Origin of the sequence: Ensifer adhaerens (assembly GCF_002007205.1) — a bacterium.
In the GTDB taxonomy this organism is placed as follows: Bacteria; Pseudomonadota; Alphaproteobacteria; order Rhizobiales; family Rhizobiaceae; genus Ensifer; species Ensifer adhaerens_D.
Map to the genome: position 1 here is coordinate 1,238,850 of NZ_LAZS01000005.1, position 19,422 is coordinate 1,258,271.

Here is a 19,422-nt window from a genome sequence, read left to right on the forward strand (position 1 = left end):
GCCTGGGTTAAAGGCTATACAGGACTGATCCGAAAGCGATCTGGCGCCCATCGCTGACGAAATACTGAACCATGACCAGAATCAATGCCGCGACGCACGCGAATATCAACCCGTCGACCCGATCCATAACGCCGCCATGCCCTGGAATGAGGCGGCTGGAATCCTTCACCCCAAAACGGCGCTTGATGAAGGATTCGAACAAGTCTCCCACCTGGCTGGCGACGGAAAGCACCAGCGCGATAATCGGAATCCGGAGATCTTGCAGTGAAAAATAAGCCATAAAGACGGCAACGCCGGCAACGATGCCGCAAATTGTGCCACCGATGGCACCCGACCATGTCTTGCCGGGCGATATGCGCGGCGCGAGCTTGGGGCCACCGATCGCACGACCGGTAAAATAGGCAAAAATGTCGGTCGACCAGACGACGGCGAAGACGAACAGCGTCGCCATCAGGCCAAGGTCGTCGGCGCCACGCAGCGCTGCCAGCGAGATGCCGGTCAGTCCGGCATAGGCGACACCGCCCGGCAGCCACCAGCTGGTTTTCTGCAGCAATACCCAAAGTACGGTGAGGACGACGAACACGGCCAGCACCGGCAGGCTGTAGCCGATATAGCCGGTCACGATCAGTCCGGCGATCACGGCAATGGCCAGCCAGCCGACGGCATTGCCCTGGAAGTCCCGTTCGTGGAGACCCGTAATCGTCGACCACTCGTAATAGACGAGCAGCGCGATCAGCGCCGACAGGACCTGAAACGCCAAACCGCCGAACCAGGTCGCCGCCAGTGCCACCGCTGCGAGGACCACTCCCGAAGCGATGCGAAGCTTGAGTTCAGTCTGCATCAGGAACCAACCGCCAGCGTGGGCTCAGTGACGCCGCCGAAGCGGCGTTCCCGGCAGGCGTACTTCTCAAGCGCCGCGAGGAAGGTCTCGCGGGTAAAGTCCGGCCACAGCTCCGGTACGAAGATCAACTCCGAATAGGCGCCCTGCCACAGAAGAAAATTGGAGAGACGCTCTTCGCCGCTGGTGCGGATGATCAGGTCCGGATCGGGAATGCCTGACGTGTCCAGCGTTGCGGCGATACGCTCAGGAGTGATGTCCTCCGGCCGCAACCTCCCTTCGGCGACGTCCGCCGCCAGGCGCCGCATGGCCCGTGTCATCTCGTCCCGCGCGCCATAATTGAAGGCGATGACGAGGGTGATCCCGGTATTTGCCCGCGTCGTCTCCTCGGCCTCCACCAGCAGCGGTAGAATGTCGCCTCTGAGATTGGAGCGGTCGCCGATCACGCGGATGCGGACATTCTCGCGGTGCAGATCGGCAAGATCCCGGCGGATGAAGGTCTTGAGCAGCCCCATGAGATCGCTGACTTCCGCCGCCGGCCTGCTCCAGTTTTCCGAGGAAAAGGCAAAAAGCGTGAGATAGCGGATGCCCAGCTCGCCCGCCGTCTTCACGGCGGCGCGAACGGTCTCGACGCCCTTGCGATGCCCCATGGTGCGCGGCAACCCACGCGCGTTTGCCCAACGTCCGTTGCCATCCATGATGATGGCAACATGCTGTGGAACGGTCGTGGCTGTGAGGTTTTGCATAAGGCGTCCGCGAAAGGAGACTCAGATCACGAGCAGATCAGACCTGCATGATTTCCTTTTCCTTCTCGACGAGCAAGCGGTCGATATCGGAAATCGTTTCGTCGGTCATCTTTTGCACGCGCTCGGACTGAGAACGGCTGATATCCTGGCCGATGTCGCCGTCCTTTTCGGCTTTTTTCAGGTCGTCCATGCCATCGCGGCGAACGTGACGCACGGCGACCTTCGCCTTTTCCGCATAATCATGTGCCACCTTGACGAGCGACTTGCGGCGCTCTTCGTTGAGCTCGGGCAGCGGAATGCGCAGGTTCTGGCCGTCGATGATCGGATTGAGGCCGAGATTCGATTCGCGAATGCCGCGATCGACGGCGCCGACCATCTGCTTGTCCCAGACAGAGACGGACAGCATGCGCGGCTCGGGAACCGTGATGTTCGCCACCTGGTTGAGCGGCACGCGCGAGCCGTAGGCTTCGACGGTCACCGGATCCAGAACGTTCGCCGATGCGCGGCCGGTACGGAGCGACGCGATATCGCTCTTGAATGCGGAAATGGCGCCATCCATGCGACGCTTCAGTTCCTTGAGGTCAACACCTTCACTCATGGTCGAAACTCCCGTTCTATCATACGCCGGCCCAAGGGGCCGTTCTGCAGCGTCTTAGTTGTCTGTAACGATGGTCGCGCAACCGCCGCCGGTCAATATTTCCGCAAAGCCACCCTTCTCATGAATGGAGAAGACAACGATCGGAATGGCATTTTCGCGCGCAAGCGCGACGGCGGCAACATCCATGACGGCAAGGCCCTTCTCGAGGACTTCGCTGTGCGTCAGGCGGTCGAAGCGGGTCGCAGTCGGATCCTTCTTCGGGTCGGCGGAATAGATGCCGTCGACCTGGGTGCCCTTGAAGATCGCCTGCGCGCCCATTTCGGCGGCGCGAAGAGCCGCGGCCGAATCGGTCGTGAAGAAGGGATTGCCGGTGCCGCCGGCGAAGATCACGACGCGGCCGAGGGAAAGGTGATAGAGCGTGGCGCGCTGCGAGAAGCTTTCGCAGATCTCGGGCATCGCGATTGCCGAAAGCACCACTGTGTCGATATCGAGCTTGCGCAGCGAGGTTGCAAGCGCCAGCGCGTTGATGACGGTCGCCAGCATGCCCATGTGGTCGCCGGTCACCCGATCGCCGCCCTTGGAGGCAACGGCGACGCCGCGGAAGATGTTGCCGCCGCCGACAACCACGCCCACTTCGACGCCCATGGCGCGCGCTTCGGCGATATCTGCGGCGATGCGGTCAGCGACCGCAACGTCGATGCCGAAGCCCTGGCTGCCCATCAGGGCTTCACCGGAGGCTTTGAGTAGAACGCGTTTGTAGAGTGGCTCGGCCGGCATCATCGCTCCTGAACAGATCGGCGCGCGTGCGCACAACGGCGGCGCACAGCGCATAAGGACACATTGCGCTCCATGGTTTCAACCGCAGCGGCGTATTTTCCGGCGGGTCCAGCGCATTGACGAAGCCGGATACACGAAGGGCACCGCGTTGTCACGCGATGCCCCAAGGTTTTCCCAATATGGGTGAAGAAATCAGCCCTTGGCGACGGCTGCAACTTCTGCAGCGAAGTCGGACTCTTCCTTCTCGACGCCTTCGCCGAGCAGCAGGCGAGCCATGCCGGTGACTTCGATCGGTGCGCCAGCGAGCTTTTCAGCGTCCTTGACGGCCTGACCGACGGTGATTTCCGGGTTCATGACGAAGGCCTGCGACAGCAGGGCAACTTCTTCGAAGAACTTGCGCATACGGCCTTCGACCATCTTTTCGATGATGTTGTCCGGCTTGCCCGAAGCGCGCGACTGCTCGATGAAAACGTTGCGCTCGCGCTCGGCGACAGCAGCGTCAACTTCGTCCGCACGGATCGCGAGCGGGTTGGTGGCAGCGATGTGCATGGCGATCTGGCGGCCGACCGAGAACAGAACTTCCTTGTCGCCGATCGACTTCAGCGCGACGAGAACGCCGAGCTTGCCGATGCCGTCGCCGGCAGCGTTGTGGATGTAGGTTGCGACCACGCCGTCTTCGACCTGAAGCAGAGCCGCGCGACGCAGCGTCATGTTCTCGCCGATCGTGGCAATCGCGTCCTTGATGGTCTCGTCGACCGACTTGCCGGTTGCCGGGTAGTTGGCAGCGGCAATGGCGTCAACGGAACCGTCGGTGCCGAGCGCGACGTTGGCGACGCCACGAACGAGTTCCTGGAAGGCTTCGTTGCGGGCGACGAAGTCGGTCTCGGAGTTGATTTCGACGACGACGGCCTTGACGCCACCGCTGACAATACCGATGAGGCCTTCAGCAGCCGTGCGGCCCGACTTCTTGTCGGCCTTTGCGATGCCCTTGGCACGCAGCCAGTCGATCGCAGCTTCCATGTCGCCATTGGTTTCGGCGAGCGCCTTCTTGCAATCCATCATGCCTGCGCCGGTCTTTTCGCGCAGTTCCTTCACCATTGCTGCAGTTACACTCATCTTATTGCCTCTTTGCGTGTTTGGCTGGCGCGCTGCCCGCTAAAGGCGCGGCACCAGGAGGTGTGGCAGGGAATGGCTTTTCAATGTGACACCGTGATGACTGCATCACGGTGTTTTTGCTCGGATCCAACAATCCGAACCGATCGGCACCATCCCCGGCAGAAAAGAACAAGGCCGTTCAGATTTCCATCACAAACGGCCTTGTCCCGACATTTCATTGGGGGCGGCAGAGTTACCTGCCGCCAAGGCCCGATCAGGCTTCGGAGGCCTCGTCGAGCGCCGGCTCGACCATAGCTTCTGCCGATGCGCCGAGATCGCGGCCCGATGCGCCCTGCTGACGGGCAATGCCGTCGATGGCTGCACGAGCGATCAGGTCGCAGTAGAGAGCGATGGCGCGCGAAGCGTCGTCGTTGCCGGGGATCGGGTAATCGATCTGGTCCGGGTCGCAGTTCGAGTCGATGACTGCGACAACCGGGATGCCGAGGCGCTTGGCTTCGTCGATCGCGATCGATTCCTTGTTGGTGTCGATGATGAACATCAGGTCCGGTGTGCCGCCCATGTCGCGGATACCGCCGAGAGCACGGTTCAGCTTCTCGCGTTCGCGCTCGAGGTTCAGGCGTTCCTTCTTGGTGAAGCCCGAAGCTTCCGAAGCGAGGATTTCGTCGAGCTTGCGCAGGCGCTGGATCGAGTTCGAAATCGTCTTCCAGTTGGTCATCATGCCGCCGAGCCAGCGGGCGTTGACGTAGTACTGGGCCGAACGCTTGGCAGCGTCAGCGATGATTTCGGAAGCCTGGCGCTTGGTGCCGACGAACAGAACACGGCCGCCGTTGGCAACGGTGTCGCTGACGATCTGCAGGGCGCGCGACAGCATCGGCACGGTCTGAGCGAGGTCGATGATGTGGACGTTGTTGCGATCGCCGAAAATGTACGGCTTCATCTTCGGGTTCCAGCGGTGCGTCTGGTGGCCGAAGTGAACGCCAGCTTCCAGAAGCTGACGCATGCTAAAATCAGGCAATGCCATGCCTTTTCTCCTTTTCCGGTTGAACCTCCGCGAAGCGTCGAGCATGGTCTTTCGACTTGCCCACCGGCGGAACGATCCGGATTTCTCCCGGAACATCCCATGCTTCACGTGTGGAATGGGCAGCCCCTTAACGGCAACCGCCCGAGAAATCAAGCCGCAAACGCCGCTTTTTGCAGCAATCGGCTATTTGCAGTCCTCGGATTTGAACACTTCGAGGTCCGCAAGCTTGCCGCTCAGGACAAAATCGCCGTAGTCCATCGTCAGGTCGCGGGTAATCCCGTTCTCGTAGAGCTTGAACGACATGCGGTAGATCGGCAGCGCATCGCCGCTCTTGTCGTCATTGAAATAGGAGATGGTCACCGGCCAGTAGCTGTCGCCGCTGAGCTTGCCCGCCTTGCCGGCGTCCGGCTCGTCGGCCGTCGGCTTGCGCGACTTGCCGACGAAGGTCGAGGTAATCAAGGTCTTGTCGCCCGAATCGGAGCCATCGAATATGCGCGCCTCGAACAGGCCCTCGCCCTTCTTCGCCCGCGAGATCACCTCCATCATATGCGCCGTCGGGAAACGGCTCGCTGCAAGCTCGACCTCGCGCTTGTCAGGCGCGGTCAGTTCGACCTTGACGCCCGCCTTTTCCTCATGCGCCGTGCCCCGCACTTCCTTGTCCAGCTTTTCGTCGGTGAAGGACCGCGTCAGGAAACGGAAGTTGCCGTTCCTCAGGTCTTCGTAGGTCGTGGTCTGCTGGTCGGTGAGGCGAACTTCCTCGCCGGTGTCGACCTGAGTGACGAAACGGAAACTGACGGTATAGCCCTCGCAGGCCGAGCCATTGAACTCGTAGACCATGCGACCATACATTCCGGCGATGCCCGAACGGTCCGATGCATCCTTGAGTTCGAGATCATAGACGGCACGGTGCGGCACGAGGGCATTTGCATGGGCCGCCGTGGCGCCGGATGCGGTCATGACGGCGAAACAGGCGCTGCCCAATGTGACGAGACCGAAGCCTTTATGAAACATCCGTTTCCTCCTGTTGGACTCGCCGGCAATGCTATAAACAAGCGTTCGGCAGAAGCGAGGCGGTGCTTGCAGAAAAAAGCCGGCGCCCGCCGCGATCCGGCCTGAATGCAGGATTTTAACACAAAAGACAACAATGGAGCTTTCCATGTCGGCAGAGATCGAAGCGCGCCTCAAGGACCTCGGCGTCACCCTTCCCCAGGCTGCGACCCCGGTCGCGAACTACGTTCCCTACGTCATCAGCGGCTCGATGCTCTACATCTCCGGGCAGCTTCCGATGGAAGACGGCAAGGTCGCGGTGACCGGCATCGTCGGCAAGGACGTCGATGTTGCCCGGGCCCAGCGCGCCGCCGAACTCTGCTCGATCAACATCCTGGCGCAAGCCAAGGCCGCGCTCGGCGGCGACCTCGGTCGGATCCATCGTCTGGTGAAAATCAACGGCTTCGTCGCCTCGACGCCGGAATTCGTCGAGCAGCATCTGGTCATCAACGGTGCGTCCAACCTGCTCGCCACCGTGCTCGGCGAGGCCGGCAAGCATGCCCGCGCCGCCGTCGGCATGGCCTCGCTTCCCTTCAATGCCGCCGTCGAGATCGACGCGGTCATCGAGATCGCGTGACAGAGTCCATGACAATGGCTGACATTTCCTGGCTGAAGGCCCAACCGATCGCCCATCGCGGCTATCACGACATGAACAGGCAGGTTTGGGAGAACACGCTTTCGGCGTTCTCCCGCGCCGTGGACGCAGGCTTCGCGATCGAATGCGACCTGCAATATACCGCCGACAGCATTCCGGTCGTCTTCCACGATGACGACACGGAGCGCCTCTGCGGCATCAAGGGCGACGTGCGCTCGCGTACGGCCGGCGAACTCGGCCTGATGGCGATCGGCGGGACGAAGGACAAGGTGCCGACGCTGACGCAGATGCTGCGCCTGGTCGCCGGCAAGGTGCCGCTGGTCATCGAACTCAAGGGCCGCAAGGGCGACGACGAAGGCTTTGCCGCCGCCGTGCTCGAAACGCTCGAGGGCTATAAGGGGCACGTCGCCCTGATGAGCTTCGACCACTGGCTGCTCAAGGACCTGAAGGCGCTCGACGCGCCATACCCGCTGGGTCTCACCGCGGAAGGCGCCAATCCGGAGACCTTCTTCGTGCACGAGGAAGCAATGCAGCTCGGGCTCGACTTCATCTCCTATCACTACGGCCACCTGCCGAACCCGTTCATCACCAAGGAACGGACGCTCGGCCGGACGATCATAACCTGGACCGTGCGCGACCGGCAGGCCGAGGCGTACACATTCGCCCATGCGGACCAGATGACCTTCGAGGGTTTCGACCCGCGGGAGGCCCTGGTTTCCTAAAGCGATGTCAGACGCCGTCACTCTCCGCATCGCGCAATCCTTCACCGATATACCGGCGGCACGCTGGAACGTGCTGTCCGGTGCATCGAAGGCGCATCCCGACGGCGTCTACAATCCTTTCCTCTCGCATGCCTATCTTTCGGCTTTAGAGGAATCCGGATCGGCAACCGCCAAGACAGGGTGGCTTGGCCAGCACCTGCTCCTCGAAGGCGCCGACGGACAGCTGCGCGGCGGCCTCGTCTGCTACCTGAAGAACCACAGCCAGGGGGAATATGTCTTCGACCACGGCTGGGCCGACGCCTTCGAGCGCGCCGGCGGCCGCTACTATCCGAAACTGCAAAGTTCCATCCCGTTCACCCCGGCGACCGGACCAAGGCTGCTATCGGCGCCGAATGAAAGCCAGAGTGCCGTTCAGGATGCGCTTGCCGCGGGCTTGAAGGAGCTTGCCCGCAGACACGATGTGTCGTCGGCGCACGTGACCTTCGTGCCGGAAGCCGAGATGCCTGCCCTCGAGCGCGCCGGGTTCCTGCACCGCACCGACCAGCAGTTCCACTTCACCAATGAAGGCTATGGATCGCAAGCCGATTTCCTGGAGACCCTTGCCTCACGCAAGCGCAAGGCGCTGAAGAAGGAACGCAGGGCCGCGCTCGAAAGCAGCATCTCGATCGACTGGCTCACCGGCAGCGACCTGACGGAAGCGATCTGGGACGAGTTCTTCTCCTTCTACATGGACACCGGCGGACGCAAATGGGGCCGCCCCTATCTGACGCGTGCGTTTTATTCGCTGATCGGCGAGCGCATGGCCGACGATATCCTGCTGGTGATGGCGCGCCGCAACGGCCGCTACATCGCCGGCGCCATCAATTTCATCGGCGGCGACGCGCTCTACGGTCGCCACTGGGGCTGCATCGAGGACCATCCGTTCCTGCACTTCGAGGTCTGCTATCACCAGGCGATCGACTTTGCGATCGCCAAGGGACTGAAGCGGGTCGAGGCCGGCGCCCAGGGCGAACACAAGCTCGCGCGCGGCTACATGCCCGTCACCACCCATTCCGCCCATTTCATCACGCATCCGGGGCTCGCCCGCGCCGTCGGCGACTATCTGCAGCGCGAGCGCAGGGATGTGGAGGAAACAGGCGAGTTTCTTGCAGAACACGGACCTTTCCGCAAAGGTGAGCGGCAGGACGACTGATCGCTTTTCGTGAAGGCCGGCTTCAATACACGAGGAAGAACAATGAGCTACGACGACAACAACATCTTCGCCAAGATCCTGCGCGGCGAAATCCCCTCGCATCGCGTCTACGAGGACGACGCAACGATCGCGTTCATGGATGTCATGCCGCAGGCCGAAGGCCACCTGCTCGTCGTTCCGAAGGCGCCCTCGCGCAACCTTCTCGACGCCGACACTGCAACGCTGCCAGCGCTGATTGCGACCGTGCAGAAACTGGCGGTCGCCGCCAAGGAAGCGTTCGATGCCGACGGCGTGACGGTGATGCAGTTCAACGAAGCGCCGGCCGGACAATCGGTCTTCCATCTGCACTTCCACGTCATTCCGCGCCGTGCAGGCGTCCCGCTGAAGCCGCATTCCGGCACGATGGAAGATGGCGCCGTGCTGGCGGCCAATGCTGAAAAGGTCCGGCAGGCGCTGTAGTCGCACCTGCGCCCGAGAATCGACAACTCGGCGAATTTGATTGAGCCGGCGTCCCCGCCGGCTCCTTGGTGCCCGGCTCTCAGCATCGGCTTGGCTAAAAGCCAAGCCACCAGAGCCCGACGGCCAGCCCGGCGATGGCAGTCGCGATCCCGATTGCCGGCTTTCTTCCGAACAGGAAGAAGGCGGCGGCCCCGAGCGCGACCGCACCTGCCCGCAGCCAAAGCGGGGATTGTTCGAGTACACCCGTCGGATAAAGGATGAGCTTTGCGATAACCGCTGCGACCAGCGCGGTGGCCACCGCCCTCACCCAGTTCAGCGCCTCGGAATCATCACGAAGCCTGTTGCCCGCCAGCACGCCGAGCCATCGCCACAGGTCGGTCGCCAACCAGCCGGCAATCGCGATGAAGACATAGGCCCACCAACCGTCGTGCCACGTCATGCCCCCACCTCCTTTCTTCGGCGCCACAGGCGCTCGACGAGCCAGGCGAGCGTGCCGCCGACAAGGCCGGCGAGCAGGATGTCGAATTCCGGAAGCAGCCAATAAAACAGCGGCCCGCCGGCAAGACCGAACAAAAGCGCGACGTAGACGACCGGGTGGCGCGCCGAGTGCCAGATCGACGCCAAGAAATAGACCGGCGTCAGAAAAAACAGGCAGCCGGCAACGATTGGCGGAAAATCGGCGACGAAGTGGTAGATCACGGCGACGAGCAGCATGTTTGCCGCAACGAGCGTGATACCGAAGCCGGCAAAGAAGGCAACGCGCCGTTCGCGCGGCACCTGCGGCACCTTCTCCATTGCAAACACCCAGGCGGTGATCGCCACGAAATGCGACAGGAGGAGCAAGAGCCAGGTCGGCGTGCGCGACCCACGCAGCTCCGGTATCAGCGCGGCGACCATCGGCATCAGGCGGACGGATGACAGCGAGACCGCAAGGAAAGCGGTTGCGAGGCCCGCGCCGCTCATTATCGAGCTGACGAGAATGACCTTGGCGGGAAGCGCCCAGACCATGCCGACCATGAAGACCACCTGCTCGACCGGGATACCGGCCTGGGCCGTCAGCGAACAGAAGCCGACGAAGGACAGCATGAGTATGAAGGCCGGCAGGCTGAAAATGCCGCGCATGCCTTTCCCGAACCAGGCGAGCGAAGATTGCTCGTCTTCTTCTCTCTTCATCGGCGATTCCGGATTGTTTGCTCATCGACCACGACGATCCCGGATCGAATCGTCCGGGGATCATCGTGACCGACTATAGGTTATCAGACCGGGACTTGGCGAAGAACCGCAAAGGGTTTTCCCGCTTGGCCCCAAAGAAAAACGGTGCCGGATGGGTTGCATCCGGCACCGTCGAACATTCCTGCAAGGGCGATCTATTTCTTGCGCGGCACCTTCGGCACCGTACGGCCCTTTCTCGGAGCCGCGTCGCTCGCCCCAGCTTCGCCATCGGCAGAGGCCTTGGCGGCGGCCTTCTTCGGCTTGGACTTTGGCGTGGGCTCGGCGCCCACCTCTTCCTTGTCTTCAGCCTTCTTCGGCTTGGACGCCTTCATCGCCGGGCGGGAAACCTCCGCCTTCGGCTTGATCGGCGTTGTCTCCGGAACCGCATCGAGCAGCAGACCCTTGGTGCCGTCGGCCTTCGTGCCGATCGTCACCTTGACGACGCCGCCCTTCTTCAGCTTGCCGAAGAGGATTTCATCGGCGAGCGGCTTCTTGATGTTTTCCTGGATGACACGGGCGAGCGGCCGCGCACCCATCTTCTCGTCGTAGCCCTTCTCGGCAAGCCAGGCGATTGCCTCGTGCGCAAGGTCGAAGGTGACGTTGCGCTCGGCAAGCTGAGTTTCCAGCTGCATGACGAACTTCTGCACCACCTGGTGGATGACCGGGGTCGGCAGCGAGGCGAAGGGAATGACCGCATCCAGACGGTTGCGGAACTCCGGCGTGAACAGACGGTTCAGTGCCTCTTCGTCTTCACCGGTGCGCTTGGACGATCCGAAGCCGATGGCGGCCCGGGCCATTTCCGATGCTCCGGCATTGGTCGTCATGATCAGGATGACGTTGCGGAAGTCGATCTTCTTGCCGTTATGGTCGGTCAGCGAGCCGTGATCCATGACCTGCAACAGGATGTTGAACAGGTCCGGATGCGCCTTCTCGATCTCGTCGAGCAGCAGCACGCAATGCGGATGCTGGTCGACGCCATCGGTCAGGAGACCGCCCTGGTCGAAGCCGACATAGCCGGGAGGTGCACCGAGCAGACGCGAAACCGTGTGCCGCTCCATGTATTCCGACATGTCGAAGCGCAGGAGTTCGACGCCGAGCGAAGTCGCAAGCTGCTTGGCGACTTCCGTCTTGCCGACGCCGGTCGGGCCGGAGAAGACATAGCAGCCGATCGGCTTGTTCGGTTCGCGCAGGCCGGCGCGCGCCAGCTTGATCGACGACGCGAGCGCCTCGATCGCCAGGTCCTGGCCGTAGACGACCGAGCGCAGCTCTTTCTCGAGGTTGGCGAGTACCGCCTCGTCGTCCTTGGAAACGGTCTTCGGCGGGATGCGCGCCATCGTCGCGATCGTCGCCTCGATCTCCTTCTCGGTGATCAGCTTGCGGCGCTTGCTGGCGGGCAGCAGCATCTGTGCGGCACCGGATTCATCGATCACGTCGATCGCCTTGTCCGGCAGCTTGCGGTCGTTGATGTAGCGGGCCGAAAGCTCGACCGCGGCCTTAATCGCCTCGTTCGAGTATTTCAGGTGATGATATTCCTCGTAGTAAGGCTTCAGCCCCTTCATGATCTCGATCGCGTCGGCAATCGTCGGCTCGTTCACGTCGATCTTCTGGAAGCGACGGACCAGCGCCCGATCCTTCTCGAAGAACTGGCGGTATTCCTTGTAGGTAGTCGAACCGATGCAGCGGATCGCGCCGGAGGACAGCGCCGGTTTCAAAAGGTTAGACGCATCCATCGCGCCGCCGGACGTGGCGCCTGCGCCGATGACCGTATGGATCTCGTCGATGAAGAGTACGGCGCCCGGATAGTCCTCGAGCTCCTTGACGACCTGTTTCAGGCGCTCTTCGAAATCGCCACGGTAGCGCGTGCCGGCAAGAAGCGTGCCCATGTCGAGCGAGAAGATCGTCGCATCCTGCAACGCCTCGGGCACCTTCTTTTCGACGATGCGCTTGGCGAGGCCTTCGGCGATCGCCGTCTTGCCGACGCCGGGGTCACCGACATAGAGCGGATTGTTCTTGGAGCGGCGGCAGAGCACCTGGATCGTGCGGTTCACCTCGGCGTGACGGCCGATCAGCGGGTCGATCTTGCCGGACTTCGCCTTCTCATTGAGGTTGACGCAATAGGCGGTCAGCGCGTCCTGCTGCTTCTTGGCGCCAGTCTCTTCATTATCGCGCGCGGGCTTCTGCTCGCTCTCGTGATCGTCGGAGCCGCGCACCGGACGGGCCTCGGAGCTGCCGGGCCGCTTGCCGATGCCGTGCGAGATGAAGTTGACCGCGTCGTAGCGGGTCATCTCCTGCTCCTGCAGGAAATAGGCAGCGTGACTTTCGCGCTCGGCGAAGATCGCGACCAGCACGTTGGCCCCGGTCACTTCCTCGCGACCGGACGATTGCACGTGGATCACCGCCCGCTGGATCACGCGCTGGAACCCGGCCGTCGGCTTGGAATCTTCGTCGTAGCCGGTCACCAGGTTCGACAATTCGTTGTCGACGTAATCGGTCACGGTCTTGCGCAGCGTTTCAAGGTTGACGTTGCAGGCGCCCATCACGGCCGCAGCGTCGGCATCGTCGATCAATGCCAGAAGCAGATGCTCGAGCGTAGCGTATTCGTGGTGGCGCTCGTTGGCAAAAGTCAGTGCCTGGTGCAGCGCCTTTTCGAGGCTGGGCGAAAATGTTGGCACGTTAGTTCCTCATTTCTTTTCCATGACGCATTGCAACGGATGCTGATGCTGCCGGGCGAAATCCATCACCTGCGTCACCTTGGTTTCGGCGACCTCATAGGTGAAGACGCCGCACTCTCCCACGCCGTGATTGTGGACGTGGAGCATGATGCGGGTCGCCTCTTCCGGGTTCTTTTGAAAGAAGCGCTCCAGAATATGGATGACAAATTCCATCGGCGTGTAATCGTCATTCAAAAGCAGAACGCGATACAAACTCGGCTTTTTGGTCTTCGGCTTGGTACGCGTGATGACGGACGTGCTGCGGTTGTTGCCGTTCCCCTCATCATCGCTACCTTGCTGCATCCGGACCGGCATGGCGATCATTCTTGTCAGTTCCTTGTACAGCAGCGACCCATCGAACTCGGCCGCAGCCTGCTTGCCCTTTATCTAATGGTTCGTTTTCAGATTTTAAGACCGAACCAACACACTGCAATCATAATCGCACGTTGGTTCGCAAGATTGATCAACTTTCTTTGGGCTGCGCACAGCTTATGCGGAAAACAAAAAAGGCCGGTCGCAAGCGCTGCGACCGGCCTTTTTTTGTTGAGAGTTTGTCCTAGCCGGCGATCAGGCTGCTGCAGCGGCAGCCTTGACTGCTGCCGTTGCCTTGGCAACCGGTGCTTCGTAGGGCTTGTAGGCGTCCTTTGCGAGATCGGCGTACATTTCGCCGATCTTCGTTGCTTCAGCAACGAAGCCTTCATAGCTCGACTTCACGAAGTTGGTCTGCAGTTCGAAAGCAGCCTCGACGCTCTTGACGCTGGTCAGCTTTTCGACGTGCGCCACGCCGTCCTCGAAGGACTTCTTGGAGTAATCGGCGGCTTCGGTCGCGATAGCCTGGAGACCCTTGGTCCAAGCGGAATAGCTCTTTACAGCCACGTCAATGGCTTCTTTGCTCTTCTTGTTTGCATCATCGAAGTTGAACATCGGGTGTCTCCTTGGTGACGGCCGGATTTGAGGCTTCAGTTTATGTGCACTGCACAAAAAGTCAAGACAAGTGTGCGACGCAATAAAATACAACAGATGCAACAACTTGATGAAATATCGCGGTCCGGCGTAAAATTTATTGGCCGCGCTCGCTACAGCTCCAAGACAAGCGATGGCGAGCAATTGCCCAGCAAGACATCAACATCTCGCCCAAAACAATAAACCCCAAAAATCCCAGGGATTTTCGGGGTTTATACTGAAAGCGTCCGACGGCAGACCTTAGAGATCGATGTCGAGGATCGCCATGGAGAAGTTGTAGGAAAGCTCGCCGTCTTCCTCATCGCGGAAGACGACACCGAGGAACTCGTCACCGAGATAGACTTCAGCGGACTCGTCCTTCTTCGGGCGAGCCTTGACGACCATCTGCTGATTGAAGGTGCGCTTGAAATAGGCTTCAAGCTTGCGGATTTCTTCGGGCTTCAAAACACGTCTCCGTAGCCGTTTAACTGTGCGGCGCTTCTCGCATGCTGCATCGGCGGGTGTAAACCCCTCGAAAGAGGGTACACACCGGTTCCCGCATGTCAGATATCGAAGCTGGCAAGGATCTGGTCCATCTGGCGCGACGGCTCGGAACAACCGGCCTCGCCCACCACCTTTGCCGGCACGCCGGCGACGGTCGACTTCGGCGGTACCGGTTTCAGCACGACCGAGCCGGCAGCGACGCGCGAGCAATGCCCGATGTGAATGTTGCCGAGGATCTTGGCGCCGGCACCGATGAGCACGCCATCGGCGATCTTCGGATGGCGGTCGCTGCCTTCCTTGCCGGTACCGCCGAGCGTCACGCCGTGCAGGATAGAGACGTTGTCGCCGATGACAGCCGTCTCGCCAACGACGAGGCCGGTGGCATGATCAAGGAAAATGCCACGCCCGATGCGGGCGGCGGGGTTGATGTCCGTCTGGAAGACGCTCGATGCGCGGCTCTGGAGGTAGAAGGCGAAATCCTTGCGGCCACGCTTCAACAGCCAATGGGCCAGGCGATGGGTCTGGATCGCATGGAAGCCCTTGAAGTAGAGCACCGGCTCGATGAAGCGGGTGCAGGCGGGATCGCGGTCGTAGACGGCCTGGATGTCGACGCGCAGAATGGTGCCCCACTCCGGCCAGTCCTCCAGCATCTCGGAGAAGGTCTGGCGCAAAAGGTTTGCCTGCAGATCGGGGTGATCCAGCCTTTCGCAGATGCGGTAGATCACGCTTTCTTCGAGGGAATGCTGGTTGACCACGGTGGAATAGAGGAAGGCCGCAAGCATCGGATCCTGCTCGGCGGCCACGCGGGCTTCTTCGCGCAGGCTATTCCAGATCGGATCCATCACTTTCAGCGCTTCTGCCTGGCGAAGTTCGGTCTTGGCGACCATCGTCGCTCTCCTTCCTTGTCCGTGCCTGTCATCACTATAGGGGAAATCAGGCGTGACTTAAATGGCGTCTGCCGGCAATGACGATCCGTTAGGCGCGATCGATCTCGGCCAGAAATTCGAGCACCGCTTTCTTGAAAACCCGGTCGCCGACGGCGAGCATATGGTCGCGGCCGGGAATGTCGAGCGCGCGCGCATGCGGCATCAGCGCCGCCAGTTCCTGCGCCGATCCGGCGATATCGTCGGTCGTCCCGACACCGATCAGCGTCGGCTGTTCGATGCGCGCCATGTCCTGCGGCGTCAGCAGATCCCTGGAGGTCGAGATACACGCCGCAAGCGCCTGCCGGTCGCTCTTGGTCTGGTCGGCGAAGGCACGGAACATGCGGCCGCGCGCATGGCTCACGTCAGCCAGCAACGGCGCCACCAGAGCATCGGCGATCGGGTCCCAATCCCCTACTCCAGACACCATGCCGATGCCGAGGCCGCCGAAGACCAGCGAACGTACGCGGTCGGGATATGCGAGCGCCAGGAAGGCGGAGATACGCGCGCCCATCGAATAGCCCATCACATGGGCCTCGGCGATCCCGAGATGCCGGAGCAGCGCGGCGGCGTCGCCCGCCATCTGCTGCGGATGATAGAGCTCCGGATCGTAGGGCTTGCTGCTTTTGCCATGGCCGCGATTGTCGAGAGCGATGACCCGGTAGCCGGCATCGCCGAGCGTCTTCAGCCAGCCCGGGAACACCCAGTTGACGTTGGCGCTGGAGGCAAAGCCGTGGATGAGCAGGATGGGCGCGCCGGACGGGTCGCCCTCATCGAAGAAGGCGATCTCCAGACCGTCATGATTGAAACGGGAAAACGGCGGCGGGGTGAGATCCATCTTTTCATCCTCGGCATATCGATCCGGCGCAACCTAGTTCGTCGCTCCGGCGGGCGAAACCCCGCACCGGCAAAAACCACAGCTGCGGCAGCTTTGCCGCTACACATTTCCGGCAAAGCTGACTATGGTGCCGCCAAATTTGACCTTTCAGACTTGCATTCATCGGAGCATGACATGGCCGGCCACAGCATCCCGCATTTCCAGAATGACGGCGGACATCAGGCAATCGAAATCGGCGTCAAGGAATTCATGTGCACCGGCGCATCCATTCCCTACGATCACCCGCACATTTTCATCGACATGGGTGACGACAGCGAGAAGGTCTGCTCCTACTGCTCCACGCTCTACCGCTACAATCCGAAGCTGAAGGCGACGGAAACGAATCCCCCCGGCTGTCTTTTCGCCCATAAAGCTGCCTGATAAGCCGCGATGTCGCGCCCGGTCGCGATCATCGGCGCCGGCATCGGCGGGCTCACGGCTGCGCTCTGCCTTGCCCGAAGCGGCTTCGAGGTCGATATCATCGAGCGGGCGACGGCGCTGACCGAGGTCGGCGCCGGCCTGCAACTCTCGCCGAACGCCTCACGCATCCTCATCGAGCTCGGCCTGCTGCCGCAGCTCGAGGGCGTATGGACAGAACCCGAGCGCATCGGTCTTGTTGACGGCCGCTCCTTGCGCCCGCTAGCCAGCGTATCGGCCGGAAACTTCGCGCGCCGCCGCTGGCATGCGCCCTATGCCGTTCTCCACCGCGCCAGCCTCCAGAAAATCCTGCTCTCCGCCGTTCAATCGGAACCGCGCTGCCGGCTCCACCTCGGATGCCAGATCGACAAGCCCGGGGAACAGCCGATCGCAGATGTGACGGGGCGCAACCCGGACGTCGTTATCGGCGCCGACGGCATCTGGTCGCGGCTGCGCGAGGCCGTACCCGGCGCCGGTCGCGTCCGGTTCTCCGGCAACATAGCCTGGCGCATGACGCTTGCGGGCGACATGGCAGCAGGCCTGCTCAACCACGAGCAGGTCACCGCCTTCCTCGGCTCTCGCGCTCATCTCGTCGCCTACCCCTTGCGGGAAGTCGGCGGTTTCAATCTCGTCGCGATCATCGAGGGCAAGGAGACCGACGCTCTATGGGTCGGAAAGGATTCTGACGCGCGACGCCAGGATTGCCTGAACGCCTTCTCGGGCTGGAACGCCGGCATCCGCTCGCTTCTCGATAAAGCCGTGGCGCCCACCTACTGGCCGCTCTGCACCGTCGACGACGGCGCCTGGCAGGATGGGCGGAAGACCGTGCTGATCGGCGACGCCGCCCATGCGATGACGCCCTTTGCGGCGCAGGGCGCGGCCATGGCGATCGAGGACGCGTATGCGCTTGCAGCTTGCCTGTCTGAAAACACCAGCGTCCCGGATGCGTTGCAGAAATTCGAGACCCTTCGCCGGCCGCGCATCGCACGTGTCCGCCGCAGGGCGGCGTTCAACCATTTCGCCTATCACGCCCGCGGCCCGGTCCGCATCGGCCGCGACATGGTGCTGAAATTCAAGGGCCCCGACGCACTCGCGGCCGACCTCGACTGGCTATACGGCTACGGGGCGCCAGAGCGCTGAGAACCAGTCGTCGTCCGCCGTGATTGGCCCGTTCAAGCTTCGGCTCGCCCGGCAGGACCAACACCAGAAAAGCAGAACGCCGCAGAGAGATGACTGCGGCGCCTTGCATTGCCTTCGTCAAACGGCGTTCGCCGCAGCCAGTCCCGCTTCGATGTCGCGGCGGATGTCAGGCACATCCTCAAGGCCGATCTGCAGGCGCAGGACCGGTCCTTCCGTCGGTGCCAGCGCGACCTTGCGGTCACCAAGCCCGACATGGAGCGCGAGGCTTTCGAAACCACCCCAGGAGTAGCCTAGCCCGAACAGTCTCAGCGCATCGAGGAAGGCGTGCGCCTTGGCCTTGAAACGGTCGGGACTTTCCGCCTTCAGAACGAAGGAAAAGATGCCGCTTGCGCCGGTGAAATCGCGCTTCCAGAGCTCGTGGCCCGGGAAGCTCGGCAGTGCCGGATGCAGGACGCGAGCCACTTCGTCGCGCGTCTCCAGCCACTTTGCCAGCGTCAGTGCGCTTTCCTGGTGGCGCTCGAGGCGGATGCCCATGGTCCTGAGGCCACGCAAGATCTGGTAGCTGTCATCGGGCGAAACGCAGACGCCGAGTGTCACCATCGCCTCGGTCAGGGCCGGCCAGTGCTCGGCATTGGCCGAAACGGTGCCGAAGAGGACGTCCGAGTGGCCGGACGGATACTTGGTCGCCGCATGGATAGACACGTCGACGCCGTGATCGAGCGGCTTGAAATAGATAGGCGTCGCCCAGGTATTGTCCATGGTGACGATGCAGCCGTGACGATGGGCGGCATCGGCAATGGCGCGTATATCCTGCATTTCGAATGTGTTCGATCCCGGCGCTTCCGTGTGCACCAGACGCGTGTTCGGACGGATCAGGCTCTCGATCGCCGCACCGATCATCGGATCGTAATATTCGACCGTGACGCCAAGACGCTTCAGCATCGTGTCGCAGAAGTGGCGCGTCGGGAAGTAAACCGAATCGACAATCAAGGCATGGTCGCCGGCCGAGAGGTAGGCGAGGAACGGCACCGTGACGGCGGCCAGACCCGAGGGAACGAGGATCGTTCCGGCGGAACCTTCGAGTTCGTTGATTGCGTCGCAGAGCGCATCCGTCGTCGGTGTTCCGCGGGTGCCATAGGTGTATTTCTGCGCCCGCGTCTCCATGGTCTTGGCGTTCGGGAACAGCACGGTGGACGCATGTACCACCGGCGGATTGACGAAGCCGAAATAGTCGGAGGGATTGTTACCGCTGTGGGCGAGACGCGTGTTGATTCCTGCCTTGCCGTTCACATTGCCACTGTCTGCCATTGCACATTCCGCTTCTAGATTTCGAATGCGAAACTCTTCGAACGAGCCACAACCGCGGTCAAGTGGCAAAATCATGGAGTGTCGTTTTGGCCGTTGCGGGGCCGCTTTTGACGATTTTTCCGCCAGAGCGTGCTCTTCACCCCCAAAATCTGCCTAACTTTCTGGCTTGCTTCGAGTTTTTCACATGCAAAACCAGAAAATCGGCGGCCTCTCTTGACCCTCATGGAATTTGAGCATGAGATAGCCGACACTCGCGCCAGGAGGGTGGCGGAGGCTC

Annotated in this window: 22 protein-coding genes; 6 read left to right on the forward strand and 16 right to left on the reverse strand. The window is 61.7% G+C overall.

What is annotated here, in order from left to right:
- Positions 1-7: 7 nt before the first annotated feature.
- From XB14_RS09710 to XB14_RS09740, 7 genes are all read right to left on the reverse strand, one after another.
- Complete coding sequence (locus tag XB14_RS09710; RefSeq protein WP_077961377.1) at positions 8-841, reverse strand: phosphatidate cytidylyltransferase; 834 nt, start codon at positions 839-841, stop codon at positions 8-10.
- Entirely contained in the window at positions 841-1,584 is a 744-nt protein-coding gene (locus XB14_RS09715) for an isoprenyl transferase (protein ID WP_077961378.1), read from the reverse strand. Before XB14_RS09715 ends, XB14_RS09710 begins: the two co-directional genes overlap by 1 nt.
- Before the next feature lie 37 nt (positions 1,585-1,621).
- Positions 1,622-2,182, reverse strand: coding sequence for a ribosome recycling factor (frr, locus tag XB14_RS09720; protein WP_034796704.1), 561 nt, complete (start codon positions 2,180-2,182; stop codon positions 1,622-1,624).
- 54 nt (positions 2,183-2,236) lie between these two features.
- Positions 2,237-2,959 carry a UMP kinase gene (pyrH, locus tag XB14_RS09725; protein WP_077961951.1) on the reverse strand — a complete coding sequence of 241 codons (723 nt, stop codon included), beginning with the start codon at positions 2,957-2,959 and terminating at the stop codon, positions 2,237-2,239.
- A gap of 192 nt (positions 2,960-3,151) precedes the next feature.
- Positions 3,152-4,075: a translation elongation factor Ts gene (tsf, locus tag XB14_RS09730; RefSeq protein ID WP_077961379.1), complete on the reverse strand. Its 924-nt coding sequence runs from the start codon at positions 4,073-4,075 to the stop codon at positions 3,152-3,154.
- Positions 4,076-4,328: 253 nt separating this feature from the next.
- On the reverse strand, positions 4,329-5,096 hold the full coding sequence (gene rpsB, locus XB14_RS09735) for a 30S ribosomal protein S2 (protein ID WP_053247295.1): 768 nt from the start codon (positions 5,094-5,096) through the stop codon (positions 4,329-4,331).
- A gap of 183 nt (positions 5,097-5,279) precedes the next feature.
- Positions 5,280-6,107: a cell envelope integrity EipB family protein gene (locus XB14_RS09740; protein ID WP_077961380.1), complete on the reverse strand. Its 828-nt coding sequence runs from the start codon at positions 6,105-6,107 to the stop codon at positions 5,280-5,282.
- A 145-nt stretch (positions 6,108-6,252) separates the two neighbouring features.
- Between XB14_RS09740 and XB14_RS09745 the strand changes: the two genes are divergently transcribed.
- From XB14_RS09745 to XB14_RS09760, 4 genes are read left to right on the forward strand one after another with little or no spacing between them, the layout of a single operon-like run.
- A complete protein-coding gene (locus tag XB14_RS09745; RefSeq protein WP_077961381.1) occupies positions 6,253-6,720 on the forward strand; it encodes a RidA family protein in 468 nt (155 codons plus the stop codon).
- A 14-nt stretch (positions 6,721-6,734) separates the two neighbouring features.
- Positions 6,735-7,460, forward strand: coding sequence for a glycerophosphodiester phosphodiesterase (locus XB14_RS09750; RefSeq protein ID WP_077961382.1), 726 nt, complete (start codon positions 6,735-6,737; stop codon positions 7,458-7,460).
- Positions 7,461-7,464: 4 nt separating this feature from the next.
- A complete protein-coding gene (locus XB14_RS09755; protein ID WP_077961383.1) occupies positions 7,465-8,652 on the forward strand; it encodes a GNAT family N-acetyltransferase in 1,188 nt (395 codons plus the stop codon).
- A 42-nt stretch (positions 8,653-8,694) separates the two neighbouring features.
- Positions 8,695-9,111, forward strand: a complete 417-nt coding sequence (locus tag XB14_RS09760; RefSeq protein WP_077961384.1) for an HIT family protein — start codon at positions 8,695-8,697, stop codon at positions 9,109-9,111.
- Positions 9,112-9,205: 94 nt separating this feature from the next.
- On the opposite strand, the gene XB14_RS09765 is transcribed toward XB14_RS09760, so the two are convergent.
- From XB14_RS09765 to XB14_RS09800, 8 genes are all read right to left on the reverse strand, one after another.
- Positions 9,206-9,550 (reverse strand): AzlD domain-containing protein, encoded by a 345-nt coding sequence (locus XB14_RS09765; RefSeq protein ID WP_077961385.1) that lies wholly within the window; start codon positions 9,548-9,550, stop codon positions 9,206-9,208.
- Positions 9,547-10,284, reverse strand: a complete 738-nt coding sequence (locus tag XB14_RS09770; protein WP_077961386.1) for an AzlC family ABC transporter permease — start codon at positions 10,282-10,284, stop codon at positions 9,547-9,549. The genes XB14_RS09765 and XB14_RS09770 overlap by 4 nt, the downstream gene beginning before the upstream one ends.
- 194 nt (positions 10,285-10,478) lie before the next feature.
- Complete coding sequence (gene clpA, locus XB14_RS09775; protein ID WP_077961387.1) at positions 10,479-12,995, reverse strand: ATP-dependent Clp protease ATP-binding subunit ClpA; 2,517 nt, start codon at positions 12,993-12,995, stop codon at positions 10,479-10,481.
- Between the two features lie 9 nt (positions 12,996-13,004).
- Positions 13,005-13,358, reverse strand: a complete 354-nt coding sequence (gene clpS / locus XB14_RS09780; RefSeq protein ID WP_043622145.1) for an ATP-dependent Clp protease adapter ClpS — start codon at positions 13,356-13,358, stop codon at positions 13,005-13,007.
- A gap of 243 nt (positions 13,359-13,601) precedes the next feature.
- Positions 13,602-13,958, reverse strand: a complete 357-nt coding sequence (locus XB14_RS09785) for a phasin family protein (RefSeq protein WP_077961388.1) — start codon at positions 13,956-13,958, stop codon at positions 13,602-13,604.
- A gap of 279 nt (positions 13,959-14,237) precedes the next feature.
- A complete protein-coding gene (locus tag XB14_RS09790; protein ID WP_034796738.1) occupies positions 14,238-14,441 on the reverse strand; it encodes a DUF3126 family protein in 204 nt (67 codons plus the stop codon).
- Positions 14,442-14,539: 98 nt separating this feature from the next.
- The gene (gene cysE / locus XB14_RS09795) at positions 14,540-15,367 is read right to left on the reverse strand and encodes a serine O-acetyltransferase (RefSeq protein WP_077961389.1); all 828 of its coding nucleotides are present in this window, start codon (positions 15,365-15,367) and stop codon (positions 14,540-14,542) included.
- Positions 15,368-15,455: 88 nt separating this feature from the next.
- Positions 15,456-16,241: an alpha/beta fold hydrolase gene (locus XB14_RS09800; RefSeq protein WP_077961390.1), complete on the reverse strand. Its 786-nt coding sequence runs from the start codon at positions 16,239-16,241 to the stop codon at positions 15,456-15,458.
- A 174-nt stretch (positions 16,242-16,415) separates the two neighbouring features.
- Between XB14_RS09800 and XB14_RS09805 the strand changes: the two genes are divergently transcribed.
- Complete coding sequence (locus XB14_RS09805; RefSeq protein WP_077961391.1) at positions 16,416-16,661, forward strand: zinc-finger domain-containing protein; 246 nt, start codon at positions 16,416-16,418, stop codon at positions 16,659-16,661.
- Positions 16,662-16,670: 9 nt separating this feature from the next.
- Positions 16,671-17,837, forward strand: coding sequence for an FAD-dependent monooxygenase (locus XB14_RS09810; RefSeq protein ID WP_077961392.1), 1,167 nt, complete (start codon positions 16,671-16,673; stop codon positions 17,835-17,837).
- A gap of 117 nt (positions 17,838-17,954) precedes the next feature.
- Here the strand turns inward: XB14_RS09810 and XB14_RS09815 are convergent, their stop codons facing one another.
- Complete coding sequence (locus XB14_RS09815; RefSeq protein WP_077961393.1) at positions 17,955-19,145, reverse strand: cystathionine beta-lyase; 1,191 nt, start codon at positions 19,143-19,145, stop codon at positions 17,955-17,957.
- Positions 19,146-19,422: the final 277 nt, after the last annotated feature.

Bases quoted from the DNA above. Each gene is read 5' to 3' on its own strand.
- XB14_RS09710 (WP_077961377.1), bottom strand. From the start codon at position 841: ATGCAGACTGAACTCAAGCTTCGCATCGCTTCGGGAGTGGTCCTCGCA.
- XB14_RS09715 (WP_077961378.1), bottom strand. From the start codon at position 1,584: ATGCAAAACCTCACAGCCACGACCGTTCCACAGCATGTTGCCATCATC.
- frr (WP_034796704.1), bottom strand. From the start codon at position 2,182: ATGAGTGAAGGTGTTGACCTCAAGGAACTGAAGCGTCGCATGGATGGC.
- pyrH (WP_077961951.1), bottom strand. From the start codon at position 2,959: ATGCCGGCCGAGCCACTCTACAAACGCGTTCTACTCAAAGCCTCCGGT.
- tsf (WP_077961379.1), bottom strand. From the start codon at position 4,075: ATGAGTGTAACTGCAGCAATGGTGAAGGAACTGCGCGAAAAGACCGGC.
- rpsB (WP_053247295.1), bottom strand. From the start codon at position 5,096: ATGGCATTGCCTGATTTTAGCATGCGTCAGCTTCTGGAAGCTGGCGTT.
- XB14_RS09740 (WP_077961380.1), bottom strand. From the start codon at position 6,107: ATGTTTCATAAAGGCTTCGGTCTCGTCACATTGGGCAGCGCCTGTTTC.
- XB14_RS09745 (WP_077961381.1), top strand. From the start codon at position 6,253: ATGTCGGCAGAGATCGAAGCGCGCCTCAAGGACCTCGGCGTCACCCTT.
- XB14_RS09750 (WP_077961382.1), top strand. From the start codon at position 6,735: ATGGCTGACATTTCCTGGCTGAAGGCCCAACCGATCGCCCATCGCGGC.
- XB14_RS09755 (WP_077961383.1), top strand. From the start codon at position 7,465: ATGTCAGACGCCGTCACTCTCCGCATCGCGCAATCCTTCACCGATATA.
- XB14_RS09760 (WP_077961384.1), top strand. From the start codon at position 8,695: ATGAGCTACGACGACAACAACATCTTCGCCAAGATCCTGCGCGGCGAA.
- XB14_RS09765 (WP_077961385.1), bottom strand. From the start codon at position 9,550: ATGACGTGGCACGACGGTTGGTGGGCCTATGTCTTCATCGCGATTGCC.
- XB14_RS09770 (WP_077961386.1), bottom strand. From the start codon at position 10,284: ATGAAGAGAGAAGAAGACGAGCAATCTTCGCTCGCCTGGTTCGGGAAA.
- clpS (WP_043622145.1), bottom strand. From the start codon at position 13,358: ATGATCGCCATGCCGGTCCGGATGCAGCAAGGTAGCGATGATGAGGGG.
- XB14_RS09785 (WP_077961388.1), bottom strand. From the start codon at position 13,958: ATGTTCAACTTCGATGATGCAAACAAGAAGAGCAAAGAAGCCATTGAC.
- cysE (WP_077961389.1), bottom strand. From the start codon at position 15,367: ATGGTCGCCAAGACCGAACTTCGCCAGGCAGAAGCGCTGAAAGTGATG.
- XB14_RS09800 (WP_077961390.1), bottom strand. From the start codon at position 16,241: ATGGATCTCACCCCGCCGCCGTTTTCCCGTTTCAATCATGACGGTCTG.
- XB14_RS09805 (WP_077961391.1), top strand. From the start codon at position 16,416: ATGGCCGGCCACAGCATCCCGCATTTCCAGAATGACGGCGGACATCAG.
- XB14_RS09810 (WP_077961392.1), top strand. From the start codon at position 16,671: ATGTCGCGCCCGGTCGCGATCATCGGCGCCGGCATCGGCGGGCTCACG.
- XB14_RS09815 (WP_077961393.1), bottom strand. From the start codon at position 19,145: ATGGCAGACAGTGGCAATGTGAACGGCAAGGCAGGAATCAACACGCGT.